8 protein-coding genes and 2 pseudogenes are annotated in these 12736 nt (G+C 68.0%); 7 read left to right on the forward strand and 3 right to left on the reverse strand.

The features are described from left to right. Positions 1 to 95 precede the first annotated feature (95 nt). The 6 genes and pseudogenes from ACJX2R_RS00275 to ACJX2R_RS00300 form a co-directional block, all read left to right on the forward strand. Positions 96 to 3026 carry a DPP IV N-terminal domain-containing protein gene (locus tag ACJX2R_RS00275; protein WP_413098169.1) on the forward strand — a complete coding sequence of 977 codons (2931 nt, stop codon included), beginning with the start codon at positions 96 to 98 and terminating at the stop codon, positions 3024 to 3026. Between the two features lie 228 nt (positions 3027 to 3254). After that, positions 3255 to 4094: pseudogene (locus ACJX2R_RS00280) on the forward strand (MFS transporter); the annotation flags it as partial. 85 nt (positions 4095 to 4179) lie between these two features. Continuing rightward, complete coding sequence (locus tag ACJX2R_RS00285; protein WP_413098170.1) at positions 4180 to 4575, forward strand: hypothetical protein; 396 nt, start codon at positions 4180 to 4182, stop codon at positions 4573 to 4575. A gap of 30 nt (positions 4576 to 4605) precedes the next feature. Then, positions 4606 to 5736 carry an NAD(P)/FAD-dependent oxidoreductase gene (locus ACJX2R_RS00290; RefSeq protein ID WP_413098171.1) on the forward strand — a complete coding sequence of 377 codons (1131 nt, stop codon included), beginning with the start codon at positions 4606 to 4608 and terminating at the stop codon, positions 5734 to 5736. Positions 5737 to 5744: 8 nt separating this feature from the next. After that, a complete protein-coding gene (locus tag ACJX2R_RS00295) occupies positions 5745 to 5891 on the forward strand; it encodes a hypothetical protein (RefSeq protein WP_413098172.1) in 147 nt (48 codons plus the stop codon). 257 nt (positions 5892 to 6148) lie between these two features. After that, positions 6149 to 6564 (forward strand): annotated as a pseudogene (locus tag ACJX2R_RS00300) (transposase); the annotation flags it as partial. Positions 6565 to 7013: 449 nt separating this feature from the next. On the opposite strand, the gene ACJX2R_RS00305 reads toward ACJX2R_RS00300, so the two are convergent. After that, a complete protein-coding gene (locus ACJX2R_RS00305; protein WP_413098173.1) occupies positions 7014 to 7376 on the reverse strand; it encodes a MerR family transcriptional regulator in 363 nt (120 codons plus the stop codon). A gap of 614 nt (positions 7377 to 7990) precedes the next feature. Here ACJX2R_RS00305 and ACJX2R_RS00310 point away from each other — a divergent pair. Then, positions 7991 to 8908, forward strand: a complete 918-nt coding sequence (locus ACJX2R_RS00310; protein ID WP_413098174.1) for an NmrA/HSCARG family protein — start codon at positions 7991 to 7993, stop codon at positions 8906 to 8908. A 501-nt stretch (positions 8909 to 9409) separates the two neighbouring features. On the opposite strand, the gene ACJX2R_RS00315 is transcribed toward ACJX2R_RS00310, so the two are convergent. Both ACJX2R_RS00315 and ACJX2R_RS00320 read right to left on the reverse strand, forming a co-directional pair. Beyond that, positions 9410 to 11173 (reverse strand): sulfatase, encoded by a 1764-nt coding sequence (locus ACJX2R_RS00315; RefSeq protein WP_413098175.1) that lies wholly within the window; start codon positions 11171 to 11173, stop codon positions 9410 to 9412. 30 nt (positions 11174 to 11203) lie between these two features. Continuing rightward, positions 11204 to 12523 (reverse strand): hypothetical protein, encoded by a 1320-nt coding sequence (locus ACJX2R_RS00320; protein ID WP_413098176.1) that lies wholly within the window; start codon positions 12521 to 12523, stop codon positions 11204 to 11206. Positions 12524 to 12736 lie beyond the last annotated feature (213 nt).

A 12736-nucleotide genomic window follows, 5' to 3' on the forward strand; every position in this document is an offset into this window, starting at 1 on the left:
CTGTCGACTCCTCGGGCGCTGGGCTTGACACGCCGTACCGTACGTGTACGTCCACGGGCTTGGAGTGGACGGATAGATGACGGCGAAGGAGCACCGTGGCAGAGAACCGACCGGAATCCGCCCGCAAGCGGGCGCCCCGCGGAACCCTCGATCGGGCTCGGGTCATCGCAGCAGCGACGGCGATCATGGACGCCGACGGGGTCGAAGCGGTCACGATCCGCCGGATCGCCGACGAGCTGCGCGTGCGCCCGATGTCGCTGTACACCCACTTCCGCAGCAAGGACGAAGTCCTCGCATGCCTGTACAACAATCTGCTCGCCTCCGTCGATGTGCCCCCGGCGACCGAGGGGCTCGACGGAGTTCGGACCATCCTGCGCTCGTACTACGCGCTCCTGGTCGAGCACGCGGAACTGGCACGGATCCACCTGACGGTCGACACCTCCGGGCCAGCCGACCTGCGACTCAGCGAAACGCTGTACGCCATCCTGCTCGGCAGCGGCCTGAGCGGCCGGGAAGCAGTGGGGATGGTCGCGACCTTGATCCGATTCACCATCGGCGCCGCCGCCGTGCACCCGACGCGCAAAGCGTGGGACGAGGACCCGGACGCGTGGCCGAGAGCGCGCCGAAGCATGCAGGACCTCCCGGCCGCCGAGTACCCGACACTGCACACCCTCGGGCAGGGCCTGCCCGCCTTCACCCAGGACGAGCTCTTCGAATACGGACTCGAGCTGATCGCCAGATCCCGCCAGCGAGCCGATGAGGTCGTCGTGGACGAGCTGACATATGCCGACTACCGCCGGGCCGAGAGGCTGCTGCCGCACAACATGGCGCGGTTCGTGCCCACGGTCCGCCCGCGCTGGGAGAGCGGCGACCGGTTCTGGTACCGCGTCGACACCGCCGAGGGCCGCCGGTTCGTGCTGGCCGACCCGGCGGCCGGGACCCGCGCGGAGGCCTTCGACCACGATCAGCTGGCAGCCGCGTTGTCGCGGACGTCGGGCACCGCGGTCGAAGGCCGGCACTTGCCATTCACCTCGATCAGCCGACGAGGCGAGGAGGTCGAGTTCACCGCGTTCGGCACCCCGTACACCTTCGACGGTGAACGCTGCACGGAACGCGACGCCGATCCGGCGCAGGCGGCTCCGCACGAGCGCCCGTCACCTGACGGCAAGTGGCTCGCCTTCGTCCGGGGCCACAACGTCTGGGTTCGCTCGGCCGACGGTGCCGAGGAGTTCGCCCTCACCACCGACGGCGAGGAGAACTTCGGCTACGCGATGAACATCGACGTGGCGGCGTCGCGAATCCTGCACCGCAATACCGGTGTTCCGCAGGCCGCTTTGCTGGCCTGGTCGCCCGACTCCACTCGGCTGATCACGCACCAGACCGACCAGCGGGCGGTCCGCGAGCAGGTTCTGGTCGAGTCGACCCCGCGAGACGGCGGACCGCCGGTGGCCCACTCCTTCCGCTACGCCATGCCCGAGGACGAGCAGCACGCGACCGTCCGGTTCGTCGTGCTGGACGTGGCGCACCGGTCGGCGTTGTGGGAAGTGGACGGGCCCGCACACCTGGGTCACTTGTCGCCCTTCGCGCGCGGCTGGGTCTGGTGGGCGGACGACAGCGCGTCCGTGTACTTCCTGCGGCGGCCGCGGTACGCGCGTTCGCTGGGTCTGTACCGCCTCGACGTCGGAAGCGGTGAAACCGAGCTCCTCGTGGAGGAGTGCGGCGACACCCGCGTCGAACCGGCTCAGGTCTTCTTCGACCCGCCGATGGTCCAGGTGCTGCGCACCGGTGAGGTGCTCTGGTACTCCCAGCGCGATGGTTGGGGACACCTGTACCTGTGCCCGCCGGACGGCAAGCCCGCGACTCAGCTCACCAGGGGAGCGTGGGCGGTCCGGAAGATCGTCCACGTCGACGAGGAGGACCGCGTCGTCGTGTTCCTCGCGTCCGGGCTCGTGCCGGGTGAGCCCTACGCCCGCCAGCTGTGCTCCGTCGCGCTGGACGGCACCGGGTTCACCAGGCTCACCGACGACGAAGCCGACCACGACGTCACGGCCGCCCCGTCCGGCGCCTACTTCGTCGACTCCGCGTCCACAGTGGAGACCCCACCGTGGACGGTCGTGCGCGACGCGGCCGGCGCGGTCGTGGTCGAGCTGGAACGCCCTGCCGTCGCCCCGCTCGTCTCGGCGGGTTGGACGCCGCCGGAGCGGTTCACCGTCAAGGCCGCCGACGGGATCACCGACCTCCACGGCACGCTCTGGCGTCCCCACGGGTTCGACCCCGCGCGGCGGTACCCGCTGGTCGACTCGCTTTACCCCGGCCCGCAGACCTTGCGCACGACCGCGGGGTTCGGCGATCCGCACTCCGCGTCGCCCGAGGCGATCGCCGCGCTCGGATTCGCCGTGCTTACCCTGGACGCACGCGGCACTCCGGGCCGAAGCAAGGCGTTCCACGACGCGTCGTACGGCAATCTCGGCAACGGTGGCTTCCTCGAAGACCACGTTGCCGCGATCCGCGAACTGGGCCAGCGCCACTCCTGGATCGACACCGACCGGGTCGGCGCGGTCGGTCTTTCCGGCGGCGGTTTCGCCACGGCGAGGGCGATGTTCACCTATCCCGGCGTGTTCAAGGTCGGGGTCGCCCTGTGCGGTGACCACGACATCCGCCACTACCTGGCTCTCTGGGCCGACGACTACCTCGGCGAGGACAGCGCGCAGGAGTGGGCCGACGTCGCGAACCCGCCGCTGGCGAGCGCACTGTCCGGCAAGTTGCTGCTCGTCCACGGCGAACTGGACGACAACGTGCTGCCGTACCAGACCCTCAACCTCGTCGACGCCCTCATCGACGCCGGCAAGGACTTTGACCTACTCATGGTCCCGGGCGTCGAGCACACATTCCAGGGCCGCTACCACTACGTCGTGCGAAGGATGTGGGACTACCTCGTCCGGCACCTCCTCGGCGCGGAGCCGCCTGCCGGCTTCGCCCTCGAACCGTTCCCCGCTCGCTTGGACTCGCTCACCGGACAGAGCTGACCCGCCTCACCGCCGATCCGTCCGCCGCCCGGCTCGCACTGGGCGGTCGCCGCGGTGGCCGAAAGCCGCGCGGCGACCAGCCGCTTCGTCGTCGCACCCATCCGCAAGTGCATCGCGCCACGGAGGACCGTCATGAACGGTGTACCCGAATCCATTCCCACGATCGGCTCGCGGACGACTCTGGTCGTCCTCACCGCGGCCCTGTTCGCCTACTCGTGTCTGGAGGCGATGCTCATCCCTGCGTTGCCGGACATCCAGCGGACAGTTGGTGCCTCGACGGCGGCGATCGCCTGGTCCGTCACCGGGCTGCTGCTCGTCGGCGCGGTGGCGACCCCGGTCGTCGGGCGGATCTGCGACATCACCGACAAGCGCCGAGTCCTGATCGCCGTCCTCGGCGTGGTGGTGGCCGGCGTCATCGTGTCGGCGACCCCAGACTCGGTCGGCCAGCTGGTGGCCGGCCAGATGCTGCAAGGCGCCGGCGCCGGGCTACAGCCATTGTCGATCGGCCTGCTCAACGACACCCAGCCGCCGCACCGGGTCAAATCCGCGATTGGCGTACTCGTCGGCGCGTCCGCGCTGGCCGCGACACTCGGTCTGCTCACTGCCGGATGGATCATCAGCGTGCTGCCCTTCGGCTGGCTGTTCTGGTTCCCGCTGATCGTCCTGGTCGCCTCGCTCCTGGCCGCCTGGCGGCTGGTACCAGATTGCCCACCGGTCGAGACCGGTCGGGTCGACTGGCTCGGCGCGCTGCTCCTGGGCGCGGGGCTGGTCACCCTGCTCCTGAGCCTGACGCTGGCTCCGCGCTCGGGCTGGATATCCCCCGCGGTGCTGGCCCTTGGCGCGGCGGCGATCGTGGTCGTGGCGGTCTTCGTAGTCGTTGAGCTCCGCTCGGGACACCCGTTGATCGACCTGCGCGGGCTGCGCGACCGCCGGATCCTGTTCACCTGCGTCGTGGCCTTCGTCGTCGGGTTCGGCACGTTCGCGCTGTACTTCGTGGTGCCCAACCTGGCCAGCCTCCCGGCGAGCACCGGGTACGGACTAGGTGCGACGACCGCGAGCGTCGGGCTGTTGTTGCTGCCGCTGGGCGTACTCGCGGTGGTCACGTCCCCGCTGGCCCCGCGCGTGGAGAGTGTGGTCGGGGCTCGATGGGGTGATGACGCTGAGCAGCGCGTTCATCGTCGTCACCAGTCTCTTGCTGGTCTTCGCGCACGGCGCCGCCTTGGGCTTGTACCTGGCCAGCGCCGCCTGCGGGATCGGGGTCGGCCTCGGCACGACCCAGTGGATGAACATCGTGGTCGCTGTCGTTCCGCCCGAGCGGGTATCGAGCGTGTCCGGCACAGTCTTCGTGCTGCGCAGCGTCGGTGCCACCCTCGGCGGTCAGATCGGAGCCAGTGTGCTCGCCTCCGGTATGGGTATGGACCCGAAGGCGCTGGTACCGACGTGGAGTGCGTACGCGACCACGTTCGTGATCGGTGCGGCGATCAGTGTTGTCGCGTTGGCTCTCAGCGTCGCGTTGCCCGCGCGGCTCCCCGCCGCGGCGGGTGCTTGATACCAGTTCACGAGATTGCCAGGAGGGTTCATGATTTCGGATGCCGTGGTGGTCGGTGCGGGCGTGATCGGCTCGGCGATCGCGCTGGAGTTGGCGCGGGCCGGTTACCGGGTGGTCGTCGTCGACCGCGCGAGCGGGCCCGGGCAGGGCTCGACGAGCGCGTCGAGCGCGGTGATCCGCTACAACTTCTCCACCCTCGCCGGCGTCGCGGCCGCGTGGGAGGCCCAGTTCTGCTGGTCCTCGTGGGCCGCGCACCTCGGCCACGACGTCGGCGCCCTGACTCGCTTCGAACGGAGCGGGCTGGTCATGCTCGACGTGGACACGGCACCGAGAGACGGCTGGCTGCCCTTGTTCGACCAGGCCGGTGTCCCCTACGAGGAATGGGACAGCGCAATGTTGGCGGACCGCATGCCCGGAATCGACGCCGGTCGCTACTGGCCGCCCAAGCGCATCGATGACGACGAGTTCTGGGCCGATGTGACGGGGACCCTCGGCGCGGTGTACACCCCGGATGCGGGATACGTCACAGACCCCCAGCTGGCAGCACAGAACCTGGCGGCCGCGGCAGTGGCGGAGGGGGCACAGTTCCGGTTCCACAACGCGGTGACGGCGGTCGAGTCGGCTGGCGGCCGGGTCACGGCGGTCGCGTTGACCGATGGCACGAGGATCTCCGCGCCCGTCGTCGTGAACGCCGCAGGCCCGTGGTCCGGCAAGCTGAACGCGCTGGCCGGGGTCGGCTCGGATTTCACCGTGCGGGTGCGGCCGCTGCGGCAGGAGGTCGCGCACGTCAGCGCGCCCGAGGAGTATCACGGTGGGCCCGTGGTCGCCGACATCGATCTCGGTACGTACTTCCGCGGAGAGATAGGGGGTGGGTTGCTCATCGGCGGTACCGAGCCGGAATGCGATCCGTTCCACTGGCTCGACGACCCCGACGACGCTGACCCCCACCCGACGATGGCGGTATTCGAGGCGCAGGTGACCCGCGCTGCACGTCGGCTCCCCGCGCTGGGGGGCCGAACCGGCCCCGGGGCATCGTCGGCGTCTACGACGTCGCCGACGACTGGACGCCGATCTATGACCGCACCGAGCTGCCCGGCTTCTACGTCGCGATCGGCACCAGCGGCAACCAGTTCAAGAACGCCCCGGTCGTCGGCAGGATGATGGCGACCTTGATCGACCAGGTCGAGGCGGGCGCGGACCACGACGCGGCGCCCGTGCGCTACCGGGGGGTCCACACCGGCCTGGACATCGACCTCGGCATCTTCTCCCGCAGGCGCGCACTGAACACCGGAAACTCCGGCACGGTGATGGGTTGAGCCGCAGCCGGTCAGCGCCGATCACCGAGCCCACTCGGCCGGAACCACCCTCGTGGCCGGGAGCCCCGTGCCGACGGGCAGCCAATGGGTTCAGGCCGCTGACGCCCGATGCCGGGCACGGAGATCAGGACCACGGAAAGAGGGTGAGTCTCCAGAAGTTCCTCGATCCTCGCGGCGCGGAGCGTGAGCTGGTCCAGCACGGAGCCAAGCGTGCAGACGAGACCGGACTGCTGTCCAGGTCGGTCGTTGATGTGGCCATGGGTGGGGACCTTGCTGATGTCAGATTGTGGGCGAGTGAACTGAATGCTGCACGAGCGGTTCGTGTATCGGTTCAACCGGTCGGAGCCGGGGGAGTCGGCACTGGCCTATTTCGGCACTGGCCTATTTGCGGGGACTGATCGCGCCGCTGCAACGCAAGAACGGCTGGACCTTGGCGGAGCAGGCCGGTCACGCAGGCCCGGACCGTATCCACCGGATGCTGAACCGGATCGACTGGGACGCCGATGAGGTTCTCGATGATGTGCGCCGGTATGTGGTCGACAACCTGGGTGACCGGGACGCTGTCCTGATCGTGGACGACACCGGCTTCCTGAAGAAAGGTGTGCGGTCGGCGGGGGTGCAACGGCAGTACTCCGGCACCGCCGGGCGGACGGAGAACTGCCAGATCGGCGTCCCAACACAAACTTCAACCACGCAGCCAGCCGACACTCCGATCACCGACCTGGTCCATCTGGCCAAGGTCCGCAGGCGCATCGAGCACGATGACCGCGAACTCAAGCACGGCCTGGGTCAGGACCACTTCGAAGGCCGTTCCTGGCCGGGCCGGCACCACCACGTCACCCTCGTGACCGCCGCCCACGCCTTCCTCACCGAACAGCGCCTGGCCCCAAAAGCACCCGAACAGGACTCACCCTCTACCAGACCCTCGACACCCTCCAGGACATCCTGAGGTGCTGGACCGGCATCTGCACCACCTGCCACCAACCCCTGCCCAGCAGGACACACACAACACCAAGATCGAGACGAACCTAACGGAGTCCCATGAGGGAAGTGGTCGCTTCCCGGACACACTCCTGGTGCCGCCGACGCATCAAGTGCCCGCTCGGGCCACCGCCCCCTGCCTCAGGATGGACTTCCTGTTCCGTCATAATTGCGCGCCTCAGTGATGCAGTCGTGCAATCGGTCGCGCACGTCCCGCAGGTCCGTCATCTGCCGGTCGAGGCGGTCGAGTTCGGCCGCGAGCAGCTCCAGCAGTTCCGGTGACACCTCACCGGAGTCGGCGAACGGCAGCACCTCGCGGATGGTTTTACTGGGCAAGCCCACGGAGTAGAGCTGCTGGATCAGCCTGACCCGTTCGACGGCGCCGGCCGGATACTGGCGCTGGCCGCCCGGACTCCGGGTGGAGTGCAGCAAGTCCTGCTGCTCGTAGTAGCGCAGCGCCCTGACGCTGACGCCCGCTTTCGCGGCGGCCTCTCCGATCCGCATCCCGGCCTCCTGACCCGATTCCACGTCCGGCTTGCACCTGACGGTGGTGTCAGGTTTTAGCCTAGCGGACACGGCGCGGGCAGTCGCTTCCGATCTCTGGAGCACGCCTATGACCAGCACGTTTCCGTAGCCGACCGCAATTGGGAGATCGTTTGCACAGTGTACGAAGTCGCCGACAGCGGTGCGCTCGATTAACTGGGCACATACCTGTCAGACGGCTACATCCTCACTCGAGCGGCCGACGGCCCTGTGCCCCGACGGCGGGTGGGAGCTGACCCCGATACCGCCCTGAGTCGGCTGTTTCCGGTGGTCGGCCCCCACAGAGTGAGCGTCCGCGAGATCGTCCCCTGAACTGCGTCATCGGCCTGATCGGCACCTCTGACGTCATCCCGGCCGACGAGTCCTGGACCATGCCCGTCGCTGAGCTCTTCTGGGCCGAAGACGGGAAGGCCACCGACATCCGCCCCCACCACTGGGGCCTCGCCGAGTTCGGCCGCATCGTCGGCATGGACTGAGCGGCGGCCTGCTCCGACTCACTTCTCAGTACCCCAGGAAGGATCAGCAATGTTCATCAGGAACACGCCCGTGATCGCCGAGAGAGCAGCGTGGTCGGCATGACCAGCATCAACAAAACCGTCGTCGTCCTGGGCGCCACGGGGCAGCAGGGAGGATCGGTCGCCGCTGCGCTGCGGGCCGACGGCTGGGGGGTGCGCGCGGTCGTGCGGGACCCGTCCGGACACCGGGCCCGGTCTCTCTCCGCCGTCGGCGTCGAAACCGTCCGCGGTGACCTCGGGGATCCGGAGTCGCTCGGCGCGGCCTTCTCCGACGCCCACGGTGTCTTCAGTGTCCAGCCGAACTCTGGCCAGGCCGGCGCCAGCGTGACCAACGAGGACGAGGTCCGCTTCGGCACGGCGGTGGCCGACATCGCCGTGCGCTGCGGCGTCGCCCACCTCGTCTACAGCTCGGCGGTCACCGCGGGCTCGACAACGGGCGTCGACCATCTCGACACCAAGAGCCATATCGAGGCCTATACGCGGAGTCTGGACATCGCCAGCACCATCATCCGGCCAGCCACGTTCATGGAGCTCCTGGTAACCCCCGGAATGGGGCTCGACCGGGGCCACCTGTCCTTCCTAATGCGCCCCGACCGGGCCATGCAGTTCATCGCGGTACGCGACATCGGCCGCATCGTCGCCGCAGTCTTTGGCTCACCCGATCGTTACGTCGGCCGCACCATGGAGATTGCCGGTGACGCTCTCACCGGCAAGGCCCTGGCCGAGCATCTGACCCAGGCCGCCGGCCAGCCGATCAGCTACAGCCGCCTGCCGACGACGCTGTCGGCACAGGACGAGGTCCTCGGCAAGTTGGCAGCACTCGTTGACGACGGCAGGCTGGCGGGAAACGCGAACCTCGACGCGTTGCGCGCGGAGTTTCCCTTCTTGCTGCGTTTCGACCGCTGGCTGGAGGGCCCTGGTGCGGGCCTCCTCGATGAGGCGCTCCGTTCCACGAACACGGGCATCGCTCCGCGCTGAACGAGGCCCTGTGTGCAATCCGGTCAGACCCGAGCGGCCGGCTTCACCTCGACCAGCGGCTCGGGGAAGGCCAACCGAGAGATACCGATCGTCGTACTCGCCACCTGCGGAGCAGGCCGTGGCGGTCCCCCAGGGAGCGGACCGCCACGGCCTCGAAGCGGCTGAGGCGGGAATCAAGACAGACCTAACGAAGTCCTACTGGCCGAGTTGGCTGACCAGCAGGACGAGAAACGGGCGGCGCCTGCTCGTCCGCAACGGCTACCACCAGCCAAGGTCGGTCACCACCGCCGCGGGAGCCGTCGAAGAGTTCGGGGCTTGAAGTAGGCGTGGGCGCATATTGCGGGCGAGCTGGGTGACCCATGCGCCTGTTCGGGCCACAGTGACGAGATCGTCGAGCGCTACGCACCCGGCAGCGCCGCCCCCGACGGACTGACGCGCCCCTGTCGGGTGCCCCCACGCGAGAGACACCCGACAGGCGCTCACCCTGCCCGCCACACCACCTCACTTCGGCTCAGGCAACTCCCGGACGTTCGTGTTGCATTCGTCGCCGGTACACCCCTGGAGCTTTGTCAGCGCCTTCTCCAGCGCCTTCCGGACCTCCGCGTACGCAGGGTCGTCGTGCTTCGAACTCATCTCGTACGGGTCGGTCTTGAGGTCGTAGAGTTCCCTTCCGCCCTTGGTATAGCGCACGTACAGATACCGCTCCGTGCGGATGGACTCGTACGCGGCGGAGTAGACCTGCCCGTGCCTGGGCGGCCGCTTCCGGGTCTTCCCGGGCGAAGCCTCACCGTCCTGGTCCAAGTCGCCCTTGGCGGCCTGCCGTCCGGACGCGGCGTCGGCGCCCGAAGACGGGGGGTTCTCGCCGACCGGACTGCGCCGCGCGCCCTCCGCCGCCTCGTGCAGGATCGGCCGGTCGGTGTGCCGACTCGGATCGCGCGCGAACGGCAGCAGAGACCGACCGTCGAGTGTGAGCCCCGGCTTGGCTCCGCCGATGTCCGCGATCGTCGCGGCGAGATCGACGTTGCTGCTCATCTCGCGCGACGGAGTGCCGCCCTCGATCCCGGGGCCGCGCAGCATCATCGGCACGTGCCCCGACGCCTCGTGCGGCAGGAACTTCCCGGTGGGCACATTGTGTTGACCGAAGAAGAAGCCGTTGTCCGAGGCGAAGAGCAGATATGTGTTGTCGAGCTGCCCTGCCTCGCGCAGCGTGGATACGAGCTTCCCGACGGCTTCGTCCACGGCGAGCAGCGCCTCCAGCCGCCCTCGGTAGCTCTGGGTGATCTCTTTCGTGGTCTCCTGGTCCTGGCCCAGCTTCGGGTAGTCGCGCAGGAACTGCGGCTTGTCGGACATGTCGCCCTCGCCGTACGCGGGCATCTCGGGCAGCGGCTCGTCGGCGAACTTGCCCTTGTGCCGCGGCGCGGGCCGGGGAGCGGGCCCCACCTGTGGCCTGTCCGCCTCCTTCGCCGCGTCCGCTTCCTCTGCCTTTTCCTCTGTCTTGCCCGGGCCCGGCTGCTTACTCCCGCCCTGCTTCTTCCTGCCGTCCAGGAGCTCCCCGTGCGGCGCGAGGAACGCCACGTCCAGGAAGAACGGCTTGCCCTGCGCCGACTTGCGCTTGATGAAGTCGGCGGCCTTGTCACGGTACACGTCCGTCTGGTACAGCTTCGGATCCTCGACGTTCGGGTTCCCGTACGTCTTGAGTTTGCCGTTCTCGTTGAGCCGGTACCCCCACATCCGGTACGTCGTCGGATCCACCGAGCCGCGCCACTCGTCCCAGCCGGGCGGCACCTCCTTGGGGTTCCTCTTGCCGTAGCCGTTCGGGTACTTGCCGATGTGCGAGGTCACATACCCGGCCTTCTGCATCCAGACCGGCAGCGTGTTCTTGTGGTTGAGCTTCGCGTAGCCGCCCTGCGGTGACGAGTTGTGCCGCACGCCGTTGTTGTGCGCGAACTGGCCGCTGAGGAACGTCGATCGCGAAGGACAGCACAGCGGCATCGACGGGTAGTACCGCTCGAACGTCACTCCCCCGTCCCCGAAGACCTCGCGCGTGCGGTCCATCACGCGCATGGACTCCAGCCACTGATCGTCGGTCATAATCATGACGACGTTGGGCTTCCGCTTCGCCTCCGAGCCCCCGTCGTCCCCGATCCCGGCCCATCCGTACCGCTCAGCGGCAAGCCCGCACGCAACCACCGCGAGAGTGGCGGCCAGCGCAACCCATATCCTCGCCCAGCTCCCCGGACCACGCCGGAAGGGCGTCCCTTCCATCCCGTTCTCCGTCCTGCGCTCCGACCGGTCCTACATGCACGCCTTTGTCGGATGCACAGGGACGCGGTCCTGTTCGCGCCGCAGAGACGTGAAGTCGTCGAAGACGGTGTAGTTGTGCGGGAGTTCGCCGCCCCCGTCGTACTGAACGGTGAGGGGGACGTACAGGCTGTTCAGCATCCAGGGCTTCTTGTCCTTGTCGATGCCCGTCACCATCGCCTTCCCCTGCATCGCACCGTACGTGGCTACGGCCAACTTGCCCGTCTCCCGGTACTTCCGCACCTCATCCCGCATGAAGTGCTTGCGACTCTCGAACCACGGGCTCATCCGCAGGAAATCGTTCCACTGCTTCTGCGTGAAGGGCTGTTCCGCGGCGAGCTTGAGAAGCTGCCACACCTTCGTCTCCCGGGTGATGTCCAGATCCTTCCCGTAGGCATCGACGAAGTCCGCGGGAATGGCCCTGGTCATCTGCTTCTCATAGTGGTTTACCAGCGAGAACTCGGTGACGAGGAACTTCTTGCCGTCGTCGAGCCTGGGAAGTACGTAGTCGAGGTACTTCTGGGCGGCCTGAGCCGACGTCACGTGCGGATGGATGTCCAGACCCTCGAGCTGTGGAGTCTCGTTGACGAACTCGATCCAGTCCCTGGTCGCGTCCGAGATCATTTGGGGATCGTCGAGGTGGTTGAGGGCTCCCATGTAGAGATGCGTCCGGCAGCCGTCAGGGAATTGCTTCTCCCGATAGGCAATGACGTGTTTGGCCACCCCCTGGTAGAAGGGGTTCAGCTTCGTCAGCCGCTCCTCCTTGTGGGTTTCGAGGAAGGGCTCGTTGCCGACGGTGAGGATGTCCACCTTGTCCAGTACGGTCTTCAACACCTCGTCAACCGCGGCCAGTTCGGCCTTCATCTCTTCCCCCGTCGGGGAAGGGACCGTCTGGTTTTCCTTGCTGAACTGGAATTTCAGCGCCAGGATCGTACCGAACCCCTGTTCGCGCAACTCAAGGAGCCTCCGGATCGCCCGCTGCTGCGACGGGTCCGCGCCGTCCTTGATGGTGTCCATCAGTACGAAGCCGCGCACCCAGGTTGCGCCGAGCGCGTTCAGCACGGTCTTGTCCACTCGGGTCGGGTCCTCATTGAAGTTTGCCCCCAGTACACCGCTCGGGCCGACGACTTCAGCGCGGTTCTGCGGGGCATCCGCAGCCTTGGTCTTCTTCGCCGAGTCCTCCTGGCTGCCTTGGCCTTCCTCCTTGCAGCCGACAGCCAGGAAGGCCCCGGCAGAGGCCCCCAGCAGCCATCGCCGCGAGATCGGGTTCCCTCCCCGGGCGGGCCGGTCCCCGGTGTCCTGGTTGATCTCCATGGCACAACTCCCTCTCGAGACAAGCGGATCCGACGGTCATCGGATCCGAAGCGGCCGTCAGCGGCGCACGAACGCCGATCAGGCGTCGGCCTGGGTCCGCTCGCGGAAGGAGAGGGCCTCGGCCTCGCCGTGTGCGGCCGGCCGATGCACCCCGTGCGGAAGGCACCCTGAAGAACACCCCGTGCTGCCCGCGCGGACTTGAGGATCCCGTCC

The sequence above is a fragment of the Streptomyces sp. Inha503 genome (genome assembly GCF_047215865.1).
Taxonomy (GTDB): Bacteria; Actinomycetota; Actinomycetes; order Streptomycetales; family Streptomycetaceae; genus Streptomyces; species Streptomyces lycopersici.

Bases quoted from the DNA above. Each gene is read 5' to 3' on its own strand.
- ACJX2R_RS00285 (WP_413098170.1), top strand. From the start codon at position 4,180: ATGACGCTGAGCAGCGCGTTCATCGTCGTCACCAGTCTCTTGCTGGTC.
- ACJX2R_RS00290 (WP_413098171.1), top strand. From the start codon at position 4,606: ATGATTTCGGATGCCGTGGTGGTCGGTGCGGGCGTGATCGGCTCGGCG.
- ACJX2R_RS00305 (WP_413098173.1), bottom strand. From the start codon at position 7,376: ATGCGGATCGGAGAGGCCGCCGCGAAAGCGGGCGTCAGCGTCAGGGCG.
- ACJX2R_RS00310 (WP_413098174.1), top strand. From the start codon at position 7,991: ATGACCAGCATCAACAAAACCGTCGTCGTCCTGGGCGCCACGGGGCAG.
- ACJX2R_RS00315 (WP_413098175.1), bottom strand. From the start codon at position 11,173: ATGGAAGGGACGCCCTTCCGGCGTGGTCCGGGGAGCTGGGCGAGGATA.
- ACJX2R_RS00320 (WP_413098176.1), bottom strand. From the start codon at position 12,523: ATGGAGATCAACCAGGACACCGGGGACCGGCCCGCCCGGGGAGGGAAC.